The organism is Rhizorhapis sp. SPR117 (assembly GCF_021742065.1).
Window position 1 is genome coordinate 1 of the sequence record NZ_JAKKIE010000063.1, and the last position, 18,724, is coordinate 18,724.

Annotated in this window: 16 protein-coding genes; 6 read left to right on the plus strand and 10 right to left on the minus strand. The window is 58.5% G+C overall.

The features are described from left to right. Positions 1–40 precede the first annotated feature (40 nt). Genes L3X40_RS17845 through L3X40_RS17855 form a run of 3 tightly spaced genes read left to right on the plus strand, consistent with a single transcriptional unit; the run spans position 41 to position 4,674 of the window. Entirely contained in the window at positions 41–1,096 is a 1,056-nt protein-coding gene (locus L3X40_RS17845; RefSeq protein ID WP_237366807.1) for a sensor histidine kinase, read from the plus strand. Then, positions 1,089–1,748, plus strand: a complete 660-nt coding sequence (fixJ, locus tag L3X40_RS17850) for a response regulator FixJ (protein ID WP_237366808.1) — start codon at positions 1,089–1,091, stop codon at positions 1,746–1,748. Before L3X40_RS17845 ends, fixJ begins: the two co-directional genes overlap by 8 nt. Before the next feature lie 52 nt (positions 1,749–1,800). Next, on the plus strand, positions 1,801–4,674 hold the full coding sequence (locus L3X40_RS17855) for a M16 family metallopeptidase (RefSeq protein ID WP_237366809.1): 2,874 nt from the start codon (positions 1,801–1,803) through the stop codon (positions 4,672–4,674). Positions 4,675–4,708: 34 nt separating this feature from the next. Here L3X40_RS17855 and L3X40_RS17860 read toward each other — a convergent pair whose 3' ends face one another. From L3X40_RS17860 to L3X40_RS17890, 7 genes are read right to left on the minus strand one after another with little or no spacing between them, the layout of a single operon-like run. Continuing rightward, positions 4,709–5,704, minus strand: coding sequence for a type II secretion system F family protein (locus L3X40_RS17860; protein ID WP_237366810.1), 996 nt, complete (start codon positions 5,702–5,704; stop codon positions 4,709–4,711). Between the two features lie 17 nt (positions 5,705–5,721). Further along, positions 5,722–6,717, minus strand: a complete 996-nt coding sequence (locus L3X40_RS17865) for a type II secretion system F family protein (protein ID WP_237366811.1) — start codon at positions 6,715–6,717, stop codon at positions 5,722–5,724. A gap of 55 nt (positions 6,718–6,772) precedes the next feature. Next, positions 6,773–8,044, minus strand: coding sequence for a pilus assembly protein CpaE (locus tag L3X40_RS17870; protein WP_237366812.1), 1,272 nt, complete (start codon positions 8,042–8,044; stop codon positions 6,773–6,775). Continuing rightward, positions 8,044–8,703, minus strand: coding sequence for a CpaD family pilus assembly lipoprotein (locus tag L3X40_RS17875; protein WP_237366813.1), 660 nt, complete (start codon positions 8,701–8,703; stop codon positions 8,044–8,046). Before L3X40_RS17875 ends, L3X40_RS17870 begins: the two co-directional genes overlap by 1 nt. A gap of 17 nt (positions 8,704–8,720) precedes the next feature. Next, complete coding sequence (locus tag L3X40_RS17880; RefSeq protein WP_445177207.1) at positions 8,721–10,208, minus strand: type II and III secretion system protein family protein; 1,488 nt, start codon at positions 10,206–10,208, stop codon at positions 8,721–8,723. Between the two features lie 7 nt (positions 10,209–10,215). Beyond that, complete coding sequence (cpaB, locus tag L3X40_RS17885; protein ID WP_237366814.1) at positions 10,216–11,190, minus strand: Flp pilus assembly protein CpaB; 975 nt, start codon at positions 11,188–11,190, stop codon at positions 10,216–10,218. A 52-nt stretch (positions 11,191–11,242) separates the two neighbouring features. Beyond that, entirely contained in the window at positions 11,243–11,716 is a 474-nt protein-coding gene (locus L3X40_RS17890) for an A24 family peptidase (RefSeq protein ID WP_237366815.1), read from the minus strand. A 49-nt stretch (positions 11,717–11,765) separates the two neighbouring features. Between L3X40_RS17890 and L3X40_RS17895 the strand changes: the two genes are divergently transcribed. Both L3X40_RS17895 and L3X40_RS17900 read left to right on the plus strand, forming a co-directional pair. Then, positions 11,766–12,734 (plus strand): alpha/beta fold hydrolase, encoded by a 969-nt coding sequence (locus tag L3X40_RS17895; RefSeq protein ID WP_237366816.1) that lies wholly within the window; start codon positions 11,766–11,768, stop codon positions 12,732–12,734. Further along, positions 12,731–13,846: an NAD(P)/FAD-dependent oxidoreductase gene (locus tag L3X40_RS17900; protein ID WP_237366817.1), complete on the plus strand. Its 1,116-nt coding sequence runs from the start codon at positions 12,731–12,733 to the stop codon at positions 13,844–13,846. The genes L3X40_RS17895 and L3X40_RS17900 overlap by 4 nt, the downstream gene beginning before the upstream one ends. 186 nt (positions 13,847–14,032) lie before the next feature. Here L3X40_RS17900 and L3X40_RS17905 read toward each other — a convergent pair whose 3' ends face one another. Both L3X40_RS17905 and L3X40_RS17910 read right to left on the minus strand, forming a co-directional pair. Continuing rightward, positions 14,033–15,313 carry a cystathionine gamma-synthase family protein gene (locus L3X40_RS17905; RefSeq protein ID WP_237366818.1) on the minus strand — a complete coding sequence of 427 codons (1,281 nt, stop codon included), beginning with the start codon at positions 15,311–15,313 and terminating at the stop codon, positions 14,033–14,035. 80 nt (positions 15,314–15,393) lie between these two features. After that, the gene (locus L3X40_RS17910; protein ID WP_237366819.1) at positions 15,394–15,648 is read right to left on the minus strand and encodes a hypothetical protein; all 255 of its coding nucleotides are present in this window, start codon (positions 15,646–15,648) and stop codon (positions 15,394–15,396) included. Between the two features lie 50 nt (positions 15,649–15,698). Between L3X40_RS17910 and L3X40_RS17915 the strand changes: the two genes are divergently transcribed. Next, positions 15,699–16,586: an EamA family transporter gene (locus tag L3X40_RS17915; RefSeq protein WP_237366820.1), complete on the plus strand. Its 888-nt coding sequence runs from the start codon at positions 15,699–15,701 to the stop codon at positions 16,584–16,586. Between the two features lie 176 nt (positions 16,587–16,762). On the opposite strand, the gene L3X40_RS17920 is transcribed toward L3X40_RS17915, so the two are convergent. Beyond that, entirely contained in the window at positions 16,763–18,658 is a 1,896-nt protein-coding gene (locus L3X40_RS17920) for a TonB-dependent receptor (RefSeq protein WP_237366821.1), read from the minus strand. Positions 18,659–18,724 lie beyond the last annotated feature (66 nt).

The following is an 18,724-nucleotide window of genomic DNA, read 5'->3' on the forward strand; positions in this document are numbered from 1 at the left end:
TCGACCGCCATACCCACAGCACAGGCTTCAGCCACAACCCATGAACCTACCGGCATCAGCCGGTCTGTCATTCAGTTCAGCCGCTGAACGCATGTTCCAATATAATGAGAGCGAAGTCCTGGGCGAAGACATCAGCATGTTGATGCCATCTCCGGACCGGGAGCGGCATGGCCGTTATCTCAACAACTATCTTGAAACCGGCGAACGCAAGGTGATCGGCATAGGGCGGTTGACCAATGCGCGGCGGCGCGATGGATCGATTTTTCCTATCGATCTGTCGATTGGGGAGGCATACGGGACTGAGCAACGGATATTCACCGGTTTCATCCGCGACCTTACCGAGACGCGCAACCGGGAACGGCGGTTGCAGGACCTGCAGCATGAACTTGCCCACGTGTCTCGTGTCACGGCGATGGGGACACTTGCTTCCGCACTGGCGCATGAATTGAACCAGCCGCTGACCGCCATCGCCAATTATATGGAGGCGTCGGCGGATCTCGTCGATTCCACCGATCCGCAGGATCGAGATATGCTGCGCGAGGCCGTAGGCGAAGCCGCAGGACAGGCACTGCGCGCGGGTGAGATCATTCGTTCCCTGCGTGAATTCATCCAACGTGGCGAAACCGATCGCCAAAGCGAGAGCCTGCGCCTGATCCTCAATGAAGGTGCGGCGCTCGCCTTTGCCGGAATGGACAGCAGCGGCATCGATTTCGACCTGTTGGTCCCATCCGATGCAGATCATGTTCTGACCAACCGGGTGCAATTGCAGCAGGTCATCATCAATCTGGTTCGCAACGCGGTTGAGGCGATGCAGGAACGCCAGGGCCGCAGGTTGCGCATCAGCAGCAAGCGAGAGCCCGACGGCAAGATCAGGATTTCAGTGGAAGACAATGGTCCGGGTCTAAGCCCGGATATACAGAAGCGGCTCTTCACGCCGTTCAATACGAGCAAGGCACGGGGCATGGGTGTAGGCCTGTCCATATGTCAGACGATTGTGGAGGGGCATGGCGGCCGCATATGGGCGGATCGTTCGGTGCTGGGCGGTATGGCATTTCACTTCACGCTCGACCCATGTGAGGAGGCAGACAATGACTGACAAGGTGCTGGTCCATGTGGTTGACGATGACGAGGCGATTCGCCGATCGCTGTCGTTTTTGCTCAAGACAAGCGGCTATGCCGTGACAGTGTTTGCCTCGGGTGAGGAGTTTCTGAAGGAAGCGGGGAAGCTGGAGCGCGGCTGCGTCCTTCTGGACGTGCGCATGCCCGGCCTCGACGGGTTGGAGGTGCAGCAGCGTTTGCGTGAGATGGGCGTGATGTTGCCCGTCATCATTATGACCGGCCATGGCGATATTGATATGGCGGTCCGCGCGATGAAGTCGGGCGCGACGGATTTTATCGAAAAGCCTTTTGAAAAAGCATTGCTCCTCGATGCGCTGGAATCTGCGCGTCAGCGACTGACAACCGATGTGCTGTCCGATCGCCGGTGCGACGAAGCGCGGGCGCGGCTCAATATTCTTACCCCGCGTGAGCGTGATGTGCTGAAAGGGATGGTTGATGGTTTGCCGAACAAGACCATCGCCTATGATCTGGGAATCAGCCCGCGGACGGTGGAAATCCACCGGGCCAATCTGATGCAGAAGCTGGAAGTGCAAAGCCTGTCCGAAGCGTTGCGTATCGCCTTTACCGCACGGCTGTTCGAAGAACCCACTGGCGACGACAGCACTGCACAGGATGAGGCCCAGGGCTGACCGCCCAAAGCTATTCACTGGCCAGCAAGCTTACCCGTGGCTATAAAGCCACATGATTTTGACCAAAGGGCGTATTGCCAATCTTGTTCCCGCCATAGCATTGGTGCTGGCCGGAATATCTCCCCTTGTTCCGCTGCAGGCGCAATCGACTGCCGCATCCGCCAGACAGGAAGTCCCGTGGCTTTACAAGGGCAGCGACGTGCCGGTGGATACCGCCTGGCTGTTCGGGACGCTGGACAATGGCCTGCGCTATGCCATTCGCGATAATGGTGTCCCGCCGGGGCAGGTTTCGATCCGCGTTCGTGTCGATGCAGGCTCGCTGATGGAGGAAAATCACGAACTCGGCTTTGCTCATTTCCTGGAACACCTCACCTTTCGCGGTTCGAAATATGTGCCCGATGGCGAGGCAAAGAGGGTATGGCAACGATTGGGCGCGACCTTTGGCAGCGACAGCAATGCGCAAACGACGCCGACCGGCACGGTGTATCGTCTCGACCTGCCCGACGCGAGCCAGGACGGCCTGGATGAAAGCATGAAGATATTGGCGGGCATGATTGCCGAGCCGACGATCAACGATGCCAGCGTCAATTCCGAGCGTGCTGTCATTATGGCCGAACAGCGGGAGGGCTATGGTCCGCAAGTCCGGATTGCCGACGCCACGCGCGCGCTGTTTTTTGCCGGTCAACGGCTTGCCACGCACAGTCCCATTGGCACGACGCAAACGCTTCAATCTGCGACTGCCAAGGACCTGCGCGCCTTTCATGATCGCTGGTACAGACCCGAAAATGTCGTGATTTCCATTGCGGGAGATGGCGATCCAAAGGTTTTTGAAACCTATGTCCGCAAATATTTCGGCGGCTGGAAAGGGAAGGGCAAAGCGCAGCCGATCCCTGATTTCGGCAAGCCCAACGGCGATTTGCCGACCAGCGAGGTGCTCGTCGAACCGGGTCTGCCCGCGATGCTCAGCATGGCCTATTTGCGGCCATGGGTGCTGAAGAACGACACCATCATCTATAATCAGGAGCGGTTGACGGACATGCTGGCGCTGCAGATGATCAATCGCCGGCTGGAGGCGCGGGCGCGGGCCGGGGGCAGCTATTTGCAAGCCAGTGTATCCCAAGACGATGTCAGCCGCTCGGTCGACGGCACTTTCATCAGCGTTTTGCCATTGGGTGAGGATTGGGCGGCGGCGCTCAACGATGTGCGGGCGGTGATCGAGGATGCCAAGGCTTCTCCACCCTCGCAGGCGGAAATCGACCGGGAGTATAACGAATTTGAGTCGCTGATGGCAATCTCGGTCGAAAACAAGGATACCGAGGCGGGCTCGAAGCAGGCCGACGATATCGTCGGCGCGGTGGACATCAGGGAAACTGTGGCATCGCCCGAGACCGCGCTGAAGATATTCCGTGATATGAAACCGGGACTGACGCCGCAAAAACTGTTGGAATCGACCCGAAGGATGTTCACGGGAGTGGCCATGCGTTCCATTTTGACGCTGCCCGCCGAACAGAAGGACGCAGAGGCGAAGCTGGCATTGGCGCTTGCCAGTCCGGTTGAACCGGCGAAGGATGTACGTTTATCGGGTCCGGCGGTAACGGCCGATGCCTTGCCAAAGCTGGGGCCGCCGGGAACCGTCACGTCGCGTGAAACGCTGTCGGATCTCGACATAGAGATGGTCAGCTATTCCAACGGCGTCAAATTGTCACTGTTCGCCAATGCCGCAGAGAAGGAAAAGATTCGCGTCAACATACGCTTTGGCCGTGGATATCAGGCTTTTTCACCGACGAAACCTGTGCCGAGCTGGGCCGCTGGCTATGCTTTGATGCCTGGCGGCGTTGGCGATCTGGGGCAGGAGGAACTGGACAGGCTCACCACCAGCCGCCGGATTGGTATGCAGTTTGCTATAGACGACGATGCCTTTGAAATGAGCGCGATCACGCGATCGGCCGATTTGAAGGACCAGCTTCACCTGCTGGCCGCAAAGCTGGCCTATCCGCGTTGGGACGCGGCGCCGGTTGAACGGATGAAGGCTGGAATGCTGGCAGGGTATGACGGCCTTTCAACGTCGCCGGATGGAGTGATGGGGCGTGAATTGGGTCAGTTACTGCGGAATGGCGATGTACGTTGGCGCACGCCCAGCAAGGAAGAGATCGCGGCGCTGACCCCGGAAGCATTCCGCGCGACTTGGGAACCACTGCTGAAAAGTGGACCGATTGAAGTACAGATTTATGGCGACATAGATGCCGATCAGGCGATCAAACTGGTCGGTCAGACATTCGGAGCGTTGCCGCCGCGTGAGGATGTCCCCGTCAATCCCGCTTATGTGAAGACGACTTTTCCCGCCCATAACGATGCGCCGGTGGTAATGCGACACAACGGGGCAAAGGATCAGGCCGCTGCCGTCATGGCTTGGCCAACCGCCGGAGGCTTTGCCGATGCGCGGGAGAGCCGCCAGCTGGAAATATTGACGCAGGTTTTTAACGATCGGCTATTTGAAGGGCTTCGTTCACAGGATGGTGCGGCCTACAGTCCCAGCGTCGATAATAGCTGGCCATTTTCGTTCGACAATGGCGGCTATATTTCCGTAACCAGCCAGTTGAAGCCGGAGAAGATCAGCTATTTCTTTACAGTGATCAACCGGATCGCCGCCGATCTGGCCGCCAATCCGGTCAGCGCCGACGAATTGCAGCGCACGGTGGCCCCGATGAGGCAATTGCTGGCGCGGGCCAGTACCGGCAACGCCTTCTGGATGTCGCAGATGGAAGGCGCAAGCTATGACAAGCGCCGCCTCATCATCATGCGGTCCATGCCGCGGGATTTGTTGCAGGTAACGCCTGCCGATATTCAGGCATTGGCGAAAAAATATCTGGTGGCGGACAAAAGCTGGACGGCGGTTGTGCTACCCAAGGGCGTTGAGGCTGAATGAAACGAGGCTGGCGCTGACCGGCGCCAGCCTTCGATCAGGAAAAGGCCTTGGAGATCGAGCAGGCTGCCGGGCCAAGAATGACCACGAACAACACCGGCAGGATGAACAGGATCAGTGGTACGGTCATGATCGCGGGCAGGCGTGCAGCCTTTTCTTCCGCACGCATCATGCGTTCATTGCGGAATTCGGCCGACAGGACACGCAGGGCCGATGCCAGGGGCGTGCCGTATTTTTCGGTCTGGATCATGGTTGTGACCACGCCCTTGACGGCATCCAGTTTGACACGGTTTGCGAAGTTTTCGAAGGCCTGCCGCCGCTCGGTCAGAAAGCTGAGTTCGATGGCGGTCAACGAGAATTCATCGCCAAGTTCGGGATAGGCCTTGCCCAGTTCGCGGGCGACACGATTGAAAGCCGCATCGACGGTCAACCCGGCCTCAGCGCAGATGACGAGCAGATCGAGTGCGTCTGGAAGCCCTTTGCGGACCGCCGCGGATCGTTTGCCAACCTTGTTATCGACGAACAGGTCAGGGGCCTTGTAGCTCAGGATCAGAGTGCCAGCGAAAAGGCCGAACTTTTTGAACGGACTCCAGTCCGGAAAAGCATCGACGCCATAAATCATCAGCGCTGCAAAGCCGCCAAAGACAATCGGCAGGACCATGCGGCCAAAAATGATCGCAATCGCCCACTCCTTTGAACGGATGCCCGCCTGCGCCAGTTTGATCTGCGCATCCTTCAACTGGTCTTCCTGCAGCACCTTCAGGTTTTGCAGAACTGAGCGCATGTTGTCGGTCGTCTGGTTCTTTTTTACCAGTTTTGCGCGTCGGCGCGCGGTTGAGGCGGTGATGCCGGCCTTTAGCTGTTCACGCCGTTCATTGAGTGCTTTGACCCGCTTGGCCATGGGATCGCGCACCGTGGACGCGGCATATAGTGCAACCAGCACGGCCAGGGTGGCCATTGCCGCCAGCAGCGTTCCAACATCCGTGCCGGTAAGGCCAAAAAGGGTCGTTCCGGGAGGTGGGGTGACGTCCATTGCTTAATTCTCCCCCATCAAATTTCGAAATTGATCATCTGGGCCATGATGAAGGCGCCAATGGACATCCAGCACAGGCCGCCAATGCCAATAATCTGCATTAGGCCCAACCCGAACAGACCCGCAGGATCACCCGTGAAGAAGGGCGCCATGTAGTTGTAATTAATATAGCAGATGAGCCCGAAGACGATGAACGGCAGCGCACCGATAATGTAGGCGGACGCCTTGGATTCTGAAGACATCGCCCGGATTTTCAGCTTCATTTGCGCGCGTTTGCGCAGCACATCGGCCAGATTGGACAGGGTTTCGGCGAGGTTTCCGCCCGTTTCCCGCTGAATATTGAGCGTGATGACGAAGAACTGGAATTCGGCCGTACCGAGCCGCTCAGCGGTTTCCTGCAACGCGGCATCCATCGTGCGGCCGATCTTGATCCGCTCCACGATCATCTTGAATTCCTCACCCACAGGGCCGGGAACTTCGCTTGCGACAACGCCCAGCGTTTCGGAGATTGGCAAACCTGATCGCAGGCCACGTACGAGCAACTCCAACGCATCGGGAAAGTTCGTCGTGAACTTCGCGATCCGTTTATTGATCAGATATCCGACGACTTTGTGCGGCAGACCAAGGCCGACGAAAAGGCCAAGGAAGATCGCCATCAGTGGAGCAAAGCCACGCAGCATCAGAGCAAGAGTGACGAAGACGGCAAGTCCCACGCTGGCGGTCGCATATTGGCTGAGCGTCCAGCGTTTGCCTGTCATCCTGATGCGTTTGTGCAGGGTTTCGGGATTGGGAATGAGCGAGGTGAACATACCAGTCGTTTTTGGCATGTTCGAAATCGCCTTGCGCATCTGCGCGTCGACAATGGCAGTGGCGGAATCGCTATGTCGGCCGCGTAGCATGGCGAGGCGGCGCACCTGTGCCTTTCCTGCCGAAGGGCCGGAAAACGCAAAGATGAGCAACGCATATATGCTCGTCAACGCGCCTATCAACAGGATGAATTGCACATTCGACATCGTGATGTCCCGTTATACGCCGGAAGATGGACCGGCTGTTTTCGGCCTGGTTCCTCTATTTTCTGGCAGGGATCATGGATTTGAGATCGGTGATCTTGCCCAGAAGCGAGGTGCCTTTCTTTTTGGAAGTCGCACTGTCATCTGCCACTTCGTCAATTGCGCCCATTGCCAGCTTCATGGTGCTTTCCAGCCCTTGCCCGACCTTGCTACCTTTGGCGACTTCGGCGAGCGTCTTGCCCAGCTTTGCCGCCTGTGTGGCAAGTTTGATGTCAGCCGGAATCATGACGTCGATTTTGCGTTCGATCGACTGTTCGAAATCCTTGCGGCTGATTTCCAGCGCGCCGGCATGGACGCGGTTGGCAACGACAAAGACTTTGGACCCTGGCGCATTGGATTTGAGCCAGGACAGGATACGGATGGCATCGCGCGCCGCCGCCAGTGTCAGTTCCGTCACCACCACCGTTGCATTGGCGTCATTGATGAGGTGCGGATGCTGAATCAGCATGTTGCGCGGCAGGTCGAGGACACTGCATTCAAAGGCGCTGCGAAATTCCTCCTGAAGCTGGAAGAAAGCGGCTCCGTCCGTCATCATCGGCTGGTTGATCGGTGCCTCGGCTGACAAGATGGACAGCTTTTCACTGGCCTTCACCATGGCGCGTTCGATGAACAGGCCGTCAATGCGGCTGGGGTTTTCGATGGCGTCGGTAAGGCCCCGTCCAGGTTCCAGATCCATCGCGAGCGCGCCAGTGCCGAAATGCACGTCGAGGTCGAGAAGCGCGGTGAGGCGCCCGGCCTTGGCGCTCATCAGCCAGGCAAGGGAGGTTGCGATCGTCGATGCGCCGACCCCGCCGCGTGTGCCGATGACAGCGGTTGTCAGGTGCGGTCGTTCGCCGGATGCATCCGCGATCTTGGGTGCGTTGAATACTGACTGTGCCGTAGCGAAGGCTTCGCGTAACTGGTCCGGACTAAAGGGCTTGAGCAGATAGTCCTGAATGCCGCTGGCGATCAGATCACGATAGAGACGCACATCATTGACCTGCCCCGCCGCAATGACGACGGTGCCCGGTTCACACACCTCGGCAAGGCCGTTGATGTCGTTCAGCGGATCGCCCGATTCGGACATGTCGACGAACAGGATATTGGGGCTGGCTGTTACCGACAGCGATTGCACGGCATTGCGCAGTCCGCCCTTGTGAATTTTTTCAGGCGGCCAGCCCATTTCCGTACAAATGCTGCGGATCAGGTCGAAGCTGGCATCGTCGCAGACGAAGGCGTTGAATGAATCACGCAGCGCTGCAGGACCGCTGGGTTTCCAGGGAGCGTTCATCAGTTACTTCCTCCTGCGGTCAGCGTTTTCAGATCGCCAGCGCCTGTGTTGGCCTTTTGCTGATAGGTCTTGATGGCTTTGGTTCCCTCGGTCGGCGACCGGCTGATCGAGCCGGGCTGGCCAAGGACCAGATCCTGCGGATTGGCGACCATGGCAGCAAGGTTGCTGTTGACCGCACAACCAAAGTTGGACGATGTGCCTCCGACAAGATCGGATTCCTGCTTCGTGCGCCAGTCAGGGCAACCAGGCACGCTGGCGACCGAGTGGCTGACAACCACACGCACCGACCCGGCCGGGACATGGCCGACCGTTGCTGGGGCGATGTCACTCAGCAGCAGGCCGTATTGGCCCAACAGCGGCGCTATTTCATCCTTGAGGCGGGCATTGCTGTAGGGGCCCGGATTGTCGATGGACACGCGGTCACCATAGCCAAGGCCGATGGATGCGAACCAACCATCCAGCCGTTCGATTTCGTCTGCTGACAGTTCTCCGTTGGCATCTGGATGAATGTCAAAGACATAGTCGGTGCGGCTGACCACCGGCTGATGGACCGAATCCATGCTGCGGTTGCTTGGCCCGGTCTGACAAGCCGTCAGCGGCAGGGCAAGGACCGCCAGCAAGGGCAGGGCGACGATCCGCATTTTAAAAGCCTGTTGCATAAATGACGTCCTTCTCATCAGAAGCTGAAGCCCGGCGCGACTTTGCGTGCGTCGGCGGTCTGTTTGCGGCGTTCGTTCACCATGGGGGGCGTCGTTGCCGATCCCACCTGTGGCGCGGCTGGTGTCGTCGGTTCGACGGTTGGTTCAGGGCGCTTGGCCCCGCTGATGCCGTCGCTCTGCTGCTGAAGCAGCAGGCCCTGTGCATCGGTCGCATTGCGGAAACCGTCCGTCGGCAGGTGAATGTCCTGCGCATTGACGGGTTTCACCAGATAGGGGGTGACCACAATGACCAGCTCGGTTTCGTTACGCTGAAACTGCTTGGACTTGAACAGGCTGCCAAGGATCGGGATGCTGCCCAGACCCGGCGTCTTGTTGACGTTGTTTGCAGTTTCGTTACTCAGAAGACCCGCAATCATGAAACTTTGGCCGGAACCAAGTTCGACGGTTGTTTCCGCTGACCTGCTCTTGAGAGCTGGGACCTGCGAATTGATCGAGAAATCGAGCTGCGATACGGTCGGACGGACCCGCATCGAGATGCGGCCATCGGACAGCACCGTCGGCGTAAAGGCAAGTTGTACGCCAAATTGCTTGAATTCGATCGTATTGCCCTGCAGGCCGTTCGATACCGAATAGGGATATTCGCCGCCCGCCAGGAAACTGGCGGTTTCACCGGAAAGCGATGTCAGATTGGGTTGGGCGAGCGTTGTCGCCAGACCCGTCGTTTCGGCCAGGTCAAGCGCGCTCACTACATCGACGCCGAACAGATTGCCCAGGAAGGCCAGGCTGGTGCCGCCGTCGGCGACGTTGTTGAGTGTCACCGTGCCGTCCGTGCCGATGGTCGCGAAATCGCGTGTGGCGCGGCTGATGCCAAACTGGAAACCGCCGGTCGGGTCGCTCGTCAGGATGTTGGTGCCGACACTGCGCAGCAAGGTGCGGTTAACCTCTGAAATGCGGACCTGCAGGTTGACCTGCAGCGGCGTTGCGGTGCGCAGGCGGCTGATGACCTGCATTTCGGCGCCGACAAAGGCCTGTACGAGCCGTTCGGCCTCGGCGGCATCTTCGGGCGCCTTGATCGTGCCGGTAAGCAGCACCAGACCGTTCATCGTGCTGATCTGAATGTCGGCTTCGGGCATGGCAAGGTTCAGCATCTGGTCGATGCTGGACAGATTGTTGCCCACCCGGATCGTGCCGGAATACAGGATCTTGCCGGTTTTGCTGGTGACGAACAGGTTGGTTTCGCCCGGCGCCTTGGCAATGATGTAAAGCTGGCGCTCGGAACGAACATGCACATCGACGACACTGGGATCGGCGATGACGACGTCCGACATGGCTGCAGTCAGGTTGACAACCCGGCTACCACCGACGGACAGCACCATGGCGTCCTGACCGGCACTTGCCTTGACCGGAGCCGCATCAAGCTGAACCGGGACGCTGAGTGTCGCGACCATGGCAAGGGCAGCGGCAAGGGCGGTTCCGCTGTTACGGAACCGATGTTTTCTCATCATGGACATCTTACTTGCTCCCCACCGGAACTACGGAAACCGCAGCGCCGCGTGCCACACGAACGACCGGACCATCGGCCGACGATACACCGTCCTGAACCTTGCCGGGTACGCTGCGGCGCTGAAAGCGTGATACGTCAGCGCCTGTTGCAAAGGTCGAACCATTGGAAATTGGACGATTGGCGACCGCAAGCATCATGGTTTTTTCAGCAGCAGGATCGTCACCTTCAGGGACGTTCACATCACCGCGGGCAATAGCGCTTTCCAGTTCGGACGCATTGTCGGCGATGGAGCGCAGCGACAGCGAGAGCGATCCGACGGTCTGGGAAACGGCGATCTTTTCTGCAATTTTAGGCGTCACTTCCAGGGTGACGTTGGAATAGGTCACGACCTTTGGTTTGCCATCCTCTCCGATTGCATCGGTACGCTGATCGGTGGCGAGGACGCGCATATTCTGCACGATGGTTTCGGAAACCTTGAGGGGTTGCCCGTCGCCGCCGCCAGGGACCTGTTGCGTCAGCACCAGATCGACCCGGTCACCCGGAAAGACAAAACCTGCAACCGAACTTTGCATGGAAACGGGAACGGTCACAGCGCGCATGCCGGGGCCAAGCGCGGCGGCAAGGAAGCCGCGGTCACCCGGCTTTACCAATGCGCCCTGCGTGGCTGGCTGACCAGCGGTGATGGCGTTGCGGACGACCGATCCGGCGAGCGAGGCAGGGTCCGTTTCGCCTTTCAGATAATAGACCTGTTCGACCAGTTCCTTCGGCCATGGCTGAAAGCGAAAGCTGTCCGGTTCGATGATCGTGCCGACTGGCAGGGCGCGGGTAGCGACCAATACCTGTGGCCCGGAGAGATCCGGCTGCATATTGGCCGCAGTGGCCTGTGGTGCACCGGAATTGCCGAACATGCTGCGGGCCATAAAGGCTGTGGCGATCGCTATGATCAGCGCCCCTGCCAGCAGTACAATCTTCTTTGCGTCCATGACGAATCTCGCCTCCTGAAGCCGGGTCGAGTAACCCGCTAGAGCCCCGTTGTTACGTAAAATGGTTAAAATATCGTTCGCCAACCACCCACAGGCCAGCGAGCGATATGGCGACCCCATAAGGAATTTCGGGTCGCCCGACTTTGCGCCCGATCTTGTGATGCGCGACCGTAATCAGCGTAACCAGTCCGCCCAGGATCGCCATAATCAGCAACAGAGTCATCATCGGCTGCCAGGGAAACCAGAGCGCGAGTGCGGCCAATAGCTTGACATCACCCCCACCCATCATGCCGGCAGCGAACATCGCGGCGAACAGCGCGAATATGACGCCCGCCAGTGCGACCTGGATCAGCATGTCCGGCCAGAATGAAAGGCCGTTGGCGAGCCAGAATAATGGCGCGAGAGCGGCAATCGCGATATTGAGCCAGTTGGATATGATCCGGCTTTTGATGTCGGTTATCGCGGCAATGACCAGCAGGACGGATAGCACCGCCGCAAGCGCCAATATGAAAAACTGCTTGTCCATGGCGAAAATGCACTAGACGTTTTGCCTTACCAAACCGTAACCATAGGCTATGATTTCAATTCAGACGGTCACAAGAACCTATCCTCCAGGCAGCAAGATCACTTATTGGAACACGCCCGACAGCTGGCCGCTGCGCCGGTTCGACTGGTCTGTTCCTGCAGGGTCCGATTCCGCAGGCGCTGAGCGCGGATCGCTGTTGTTCCTGACCGGACGCGGTGATTGTTTTGAAAAATATCTGGAAGTCTTTGCCCATTTCCATGAAGCAGGCTGGAACATCACCAGCTTTGATTGGCGCGGGCAGGGGGGATCGGGCAGGCTGTCGGACAATCCCCATGTCGGTCATGTCGAAAGCTTCGATATCTGGATTGCCGACCTAGCGAATTTTTACCGTCAATGGTCCGCCGGTCATCCCGGTCCAGGCGTCATTGTCGGGCACAGCATGGGCGGCCATATCCTGTTGCGTGCCATCTCGGAAAAAACGATCGATCCCGGTGGGGCGGCGCTTGTCGCACCGATGCTGGGCATGAATAGCGGTATTGTGCCCTCGGCGGTCGGCGCCTGGATTGCGCGCGTGATGTGCATGATCGGCGATGCCGCCAGACCGGCATGGAAAAATACGGAAAAACCCGGTGTCGGGGCTTCGTTGCGCCAATCGCTGCTGACGCACTCGCGCGAGCGCTATGATGACGAGCTGTTCTGGAAGAAAGAAAAGCCGGAACTGCAACTGGGACCGCCAAGCTGGAAATGGATGCGCGAAGCCTATAAGTCGCTTGTCATGCTGCATGCGCCCGGGACATTGGAAGCGGTAGGAACACCCCTACTGATGTTGGGCGTGGAACGAGACGGGCTTGTCGATCCATGTGCGATCCGGCGCGTGGCCCGGCGGATCGTAGGATGCCGCGTTCATATGTACGGCCCGGAAAGCGCGCATGAAATATTGCGCGAGGTTGATCCGGTGCGTCTTGACGCGCTGGCCCGGATCGATGCCTTTTTCGATGAGGTAGCGCCCAGGCGATGATACAAGCTGATGTCGTGATAATAGGGGCAGGCATGGCGGGGGCCAGTCTGGCGGCGGAGGTTGCGCCGCATGCATCGGTGCTGCTGCTTGAAATGGAAGGCCAGCCCGGCTTTCATGCCACTGGCCGCTCCGTTGCCTTCTGGAGCGAAAGCTATGGCGGCCCTGCCATTCAGCCGTTGACAACGGCGTCGGGTCCGTTGTTGCGCACGCCCGATCCCGCGTTTTCAAGCGAGCCATTTTTGCATGAGCGCGGTGCAATTCACATTGGCACGGCATCGAGCGCCGAAGCTTTTTCCGGGTTCGAAAATGCGTTTTCCGCATCCGGGATTGAGCTGATACGGCTCGACAGGGACGTACTGGAAGGACGCATTGGCGGCCTGCGCTCCGAGTGGACGCAGGGCATTGCCGAACCGAGCACAACCGACATTGACGTCGCTGCCCTTCTTGCCGCCTATATGCGGGCGGCACGCAAGGCAGGCGCGGAACTGGTCAGCAACCGCAAATTGCTGTCGGCTCGGCGGGATGGAGACGGCTGGCGGATCGAAACGAGCCAGGGATCGGTCGCGGCGGGCGTACTGGTCAACGCTGCCGGAGCCTGGGCCGACGATGTGGCGCGTGCCTGTGGTGTCGCGCCGGTCAGGATACAACCGCTGCGGCGCACTGTCCTGCAATTACGCATCGATCCATCAGTGTCGCCCGAATTGCCGCTCATCATCGATATTGAAGGACGCTTCTATTTCAAGGGTGAGGGTAGTGGCCGTCTTTGGCTTAGTCCGCATGACGAAACGCCCAGTGCCCCCTGTGACGCCGCGCCAGAGGAATTGGCGGTGGCCGAAGCCATCGCACGTTTCGAAGAGGTGGTTGACTGGAAGATCGAGGTGGTGGAACGCAAATGGGCGGGGCTGCGCAGTTTTGCGCCCGATCGGCTGCCGGTATACGGCTTCGATCCTCTTGCGCGCGGTTTCTTCTGGTTTGCAGGGCAAGGCGGCTTTGGCATCCAGACCGCGCCCGCCGCCGCGAAACTGGCCGCTGCGCTGTTACTGAATATAAAGCCGGATACCCGTGTGGCGCATCTTGACCCTGCCACCTATGATCCCGGGCGGTTTGAATAGGACAAGCCCGGACGGTCGGGTCTTTTATCGCTGCCCCCGGAACCTCTTCATCCATGCTCTGAAAAAATGTTTAGTCTTGGCATTTGACGGTGCGAGTCCAATTTGAATCTATCTGGTTCATTTGTTCAGCATTTACAGATGAACTCGTATGGATGGTGCTGCCCGATGGCAGTGAGGATGTGGCGATCAGGCGAGCGCCTGCCCGACGTCCGCGATCAGATCGTCGATATTCTCGATGCCGACCGAAATGCGGACCAGCGCATCCGAAAGACCGATTTCTTCGCGCAACGCCTTGGCAACACCCGAATGGGTGGTGGAGGACGGGTGACATACCAGCGTTTCGGTGCCGCCAAGGCTTACCGCCAGTTTGCAGACCGCAAGCTTGTCGAGGAAAGCGAAAGCCTCTGCCTCGCCGCCTTTGACATCGAAGGAAAAAGTCGAGCCCGGCGCGGTCGACTGGCGTTCGAATACGGCTTTGCGCGGGTCGCCATCTTCCAGAAAGCCGAGATAATCGACCTTTGCGACCTTTTCATGCTCCCGCAGAAATTCGGCGAGTTTGCGGGCGTTGCTGCACGCGCGCTCGGCACGGATCTGCAACGTCTCGAGCGACCGGAGCAGCATCCAGCAGCTATGCGGATCAAGCTGTGTACCCATGGCGCTGCGCATCTGCACGATCTTGCGGACATGCTCCAGTTTGCCGGTCACCCCGCCCGCGATGAGGTCGCTATGCCCGCCCGCATATTTGGTGAGCGAATAGATGGCGAGGTCCGCGCCGTGACGTAGCGGCTGCTGGAACATGGGGCCAAGCAGCGTATTGTCGACCGCTACCAGCGGTCGGCGACCGTTCTGACGCTTGCCGATCTCATCGGCGATCGTTTCCATGAGGCGGAGGTCGATGATGCCGCTTGTCGGATTGGCCGGCGTTTCGACGAAAATCACGCCGATCTGGCCGTTCGCCATGGCTTTTTCGGCGGCTGCGCGGACGTTCTCTCCGTCAACGCCGTTCACGAAACCTTCCGCGATGATGCCGAAAGACGACAATGTGTTGCGGATGAGCGTCTCTGTACCGCCATAGAGCGGGCGGGAATGGAGGACGACATCGCCGGGACGCAGGAAGGTCAGCAAACTGATGGCGATCGCCGCCATGCCTGAGGAAAAGACAGCACCCTTTTCAGCACCGTCCCAGATCGCGATGCGATCCTCCAGAATCTCGAAATTGGGGTTATTGAAACGGGAATAGACCAGGCCTGCATTCTCGCCCTTGCGCGCTTCACGACGGCCGGCGGTGATGTCGAACAGGTCCTTGCCCTGCTGCGCGCTTTCGAACACGAAGGTCGATGTAAGGAAAATTGGCGGCTTGAGCGCCCCTTCGGAGAAAGACGGCGAGTAGCCATAGCCCATCATGAGCGTTTCGGGGTGCAGCGTATGGCCACCCACTTCGCGTTGCTTGTAATTCTTCGACTTCATCTTTGTGCCTCCAATTGGCTTTGATGATGTAACCGCCCCCCGACGTCATGTTTGTGCGAAGGTGGGTTTACGACAATCCATCATAGGAGGCGATCATAAAGCCGTGCTTCCAGCACTGTGTCTGTCATCTCGGGCGGCAACGCCCAGCCCAGCCCCGACCGCTCGAACAGCCTCACCATCTCGCGCGCAACACCTGCCCGCTGCGCCGCTTCGAAAGACCGGCATCCCTGTATCATCGCAATTTCTCGCGCACCCGGCGCATCGACACTCTCCTCGTCGGAATGGTGGGCGCGATCACCTCGGAACTCGCAGCCATTGGTGCTGACGGGGAACAATCTGCTGAGATTTCCTCGCATTTCAATCCGGATCGTTTAAGGCGCGAGCAATGAACACAGATAATCGAAATGCAGGAAATTCCGTATTGGTCGGGGCCGCTGTGGCGTTGGCGGGATTACTGTCCACCACGATTGGCGCGGCCTTTGCGAAAACGCTCTTCCCGCTGGTTGGCGCGATAGGTGTTGCGGCCCTGCGGCTCAGCCTGGCGGCGGTCCTGTTGCTCCTGTTTCTCCGTCCATGGCGACGCCCCGTGCCCAAAAACATGCGCTGGGGGCTATTGGGCTATGGCGTGATGCTGGGCCTCATGAACCTACTGATCTATCAGGCCTTCGCACGCATCCCGATTGGTATTGCCGTGGCAATCGAAGTAACGGGTCCGCTCGCTGTAGCTTTGTTTGGATCGCGTCGGTCGCGCGATTTCCTTTGGCTGGCGGCTGCCGCTGCGGGCCTGCTTTTGCTGATGCCGCCTACTGGCGCGGCACCGCTTGATCCAGTGGGAGTCGCCTTCGCGGCGGCGTCTGGCCTCTGCTGGGCGACCTATATCCTTACTGGCAAGCATATTTCCGAAAAACTTGGAGGGGATGCGGTTGCATGGGGCATGCTGGTCGCGGCGGTGGTGGTCTTGCCGTTGGGGATCGGCCATGCCACAGCGGTGCTGCTGGAGCCTTGGGTATGGGGCGTTTGCCTGGTGATCGCCCTTCTGTCGAGCGCACTACCTTGTTTGCTGGAAATGGAAGCTATGCGGCGATTGCCAGCTTCTGTCTTCGGATTACTAGCGAGTGCCGCGCCGGGAGTCGGTGCGTTGTCGGGCTATGCTATATTAGGAGAGCATCTGACCCAGATGCAGTGGCTTGCGATCTTGTGCATTATTGTGGCGTCGGCGGGCAGTGCATTGTCCGCCAGTCGTCAGGTGAGCATTGAAAGAGCGCTGCTGTAGGAAGCTGATCTCATAGCTTCTGCAACACATATTCTTTGCCATGGGGGGTGCAGGCGTCTTCTCACAAACAAGGCGTACCATTTCAGAATGGCACATATTCGGGACGCTTTGGTCGTGTGATTTGATCAAAAAAGACCCCGGAACCAGGTGGCTCCGGGGTCGATCATGTCCTGGCGTTAATGCGCTCCGAACGGTACGCGCAGGGTCGCGCCGTAAGTGGCCGGCGGGGCATAGATTGAGGTCACGCCGAGAATGCCCAGATTGAGAGCATAGGCACGATATGCCTTGTCGAACACATTCCGCCCCCATGCGGTGAGCGAAATGCCCGTCGCTTCGTGCCGATAGGTCAAGGAGGCGTTGGTGACATTATAAGCCTTTTGCTGCGAGCCCAGACCGTTGGTCACTTCCAGATACTGATCGTCATACCATACACCGTCGATCTGCGCGGCTATATTGCCGCCCGGGATGTCTGTATTGTAACGCAGCAGGTAGTTGATGCTGAAGCGCGGTGCGTTTGGAAGCTCTGCGCCTTTGATGTTCTTCTGCGGGAAATCGCAGCGGAACAAGCCGCCCAGATTGGTGCAGTATTGACTGTCAGGTGCCCCCGGGAAAAACTCAGGCCCGAATTGGACGTCTGTCGCCGGAATGCTGTCCACCGACGATGTTTCCCACGTGCCGCCAAGTACAACATCGAAGTTTTCGGATGGGGACCAGAATGCTTCCAGCTCTGCGCCGGTTGCATGGGCATCGCTGTTGAAAACATGCGGCACGCCAGCAGCAAGGGAGAAGGCCTGATAATCGTCGTAGATATAATGGTACACTGTGCCGTTAAGGCGCAGCGAACGGCCTAGCAGCGACGTTTTGAAGCCTGCTTCCAGGCTGTTGAGCGTTTCAGGGCGGTGCTGGAAATCAGACGGCGCGATATTGGACGAAAGCGACCAGTTGCCGCCCTTGATGCCCCGGTTCCACGATGCGAACAACAGAGTGTCTGGGGTGGCCTGAAAATTGAGGGACACGCGGGCTGCCCAGTCCTCGTACTTTTCCCGATTTACGCCGGGAACGACTGCTGCCAAATCCTTGTCGGTGAACAGCACGACGGGGGTGGGCTGCGGCGCATAGGTGGGATCGCTGAGAACGTTTATATAGTCGATGGACTTATCGTCTTTCGAATACCGTCCGCCCAGCGTCAACGACAATCGATCGGTCAGCGTTATGTCACCTTGAGCGAACAACGACCAGTTTTTCGACTTGATCTTGTAGAATTGATCGACTGTCGGGACGGAGAAGCCGCCATTGCCCGATACCGCCAGATCGTAAATTGGCGCGCCGGTGACGCCGTGAACGCCGTCATAGAGCATATTGAGGTAATAGGCACCAACCTGCCATTTCAACCAGTTTGTATCGCCAGCAAGACGCAGTTCCTGCGAAAATTGGTGAAACCTGATCGAGGTATCGACATTGACGATAACGAATGGCAGCGCATCGCCATCCTCCGCATAAACCTTGTTCATCTCCAGATAGTTCGTGATGGACGTCAGCTTGGCTGCACCCAAATCCCAGTTCAACTCCGCCTGGTAGCTGTTCACCACCCGGTCAAGCTTACCTTTGCGCTCACCGAAATGCACCCATGGCGACGCTGGCTCGCCAGTGACACCGTTGATGACTCCGTTCTGGTCGTCGCTGAGGCCTGCCGCATTGGTGTTGCAATAGCCATTGTCGAGATAGACGCAGTTTTCAAAGACGTAGCCACCAGTCGCGACGTGGTTGTCTTCGGCGTGCTTGTACCAAAGGCTGAGCGTTACATCCGGCGAAAAGTCCGCCTGAATGTTGAGGCGGGCCGCCCATCCGTTCTTTCCGCCCAGATCCTGTCCACTGCCTGGCGCGATCAGCGAACCATCGGGTGCCAGCGTATCGCGGGATTTGATATAGCCATCGGCCTTTTCCATACGGCCAGCGGCGCGGAAGCGTAGGCCGGGCGTCAGTTGCCCCCCAACGGCCCCTTCTACCGACCTGTCATTAAACCGGCCATATTCGCCCTGAACATAGCCATTGAATTCATCACTGCTAGTCACCTGAATCCGAAGTTCGCTTCATTGTTTTCTGGCAGAAGCGTTTGACGGCGGCGAGGATCTCGTCGG

Coding starts and splice junctions, on each gene's coding strand:
- L3X40_RS17870 (WP_237366812.1), bottom strand. CDS start 8,044: ATGAACGCTCCCTGGAAACCCAGCGGTCCTGCAGCGCTGCGTGATTCA.
- L3X40_RS17845 (WP_237366807.1), top strand. CDS start 41: ATGAACCTACCGGCATCAGCCGGTCTGTCATTCAGTTCAGCCGCTGAA.
- L3X40_RS17900 (WP_237366817.1), top strand. CDS start 12,731: ATGATACAAGCTGATGTCGTGATAATAGGGGCAGGCATGGCGGGGGCC.
- L3X40_RS17875 (WP_237366813.1), bottom strand. CDS start 8,703: ATGCAACAGGCTTTTAAAATGCGGATCGTCGCCCTGCCCTTGCTGGCG.
- L3X40_RS17860 (WP_237366810.1), bottom strand. CDS start 5,704: ATGGACGTCACCCCACCTCCCGGAACGACCCTTTTTGGCCTTACCGGC.
- L3X40_RS17865 (WP_237366811.1), bottom strand. CDS start 6,717: ATGTCGAATGTGCAATTCATCCTGTTGATAGGCGCGTTGACGAGCATA.
- fixJ (WP_237366808.1), top strand. CDS start 1,089: ATGACTGACAAGGTGCTGGTCCATGTGGTTGACGATGACGAGGCGATT.
- L3X40_RS17855 (WP_237366809.1), top strand. CDS start 1,801: ATGATTTTGACCAAAGGGCGTATTGCCAATCTTGTTCCCGCCATAGCA.
- L3X40_RS17880 (WP_445177207.1), bottom strand. CDS start 10,208: ATGATGAGAAAACATCGGTTCCGTAACAGCGGAACCGCCCTTGCCGCT.
- L3X40_RS17905 (WP_237366818.1), bottom strand. CDS start 15,313: ATGAAGTCGAAGAATTACAAGCAACGCGAAGTGGGTGGCCATACGCTG.
- L3X40_RS17890 (WP_237366815.1), bottom strand. CDS start 11,716: ATGGACAAGCAGTTTTTCATATTGGCGCTTGCGGCGGTGCTATCCGTC.
- cpaB (WP_237366814.1), bottom strand. CDS start 11,190: ATGGACGCAAAGAAGATTGTACTGCTGGCAGGGGCGCTGATCATAGCG.
- L3X40_RS17915 (WP_237366820.1), top strand. CDS start 15,699: ATGAACACAGATAATCGAAATGCAGGAAATTCCGTATTGGTCGGGGCC.
- L3X40_RS17895 (WP_237366816.1), top strand. CDS start 11,766: ATGATTTCAATTCAGACGGTCACAAGAACCTATCCTCCAGGCAGCAAG.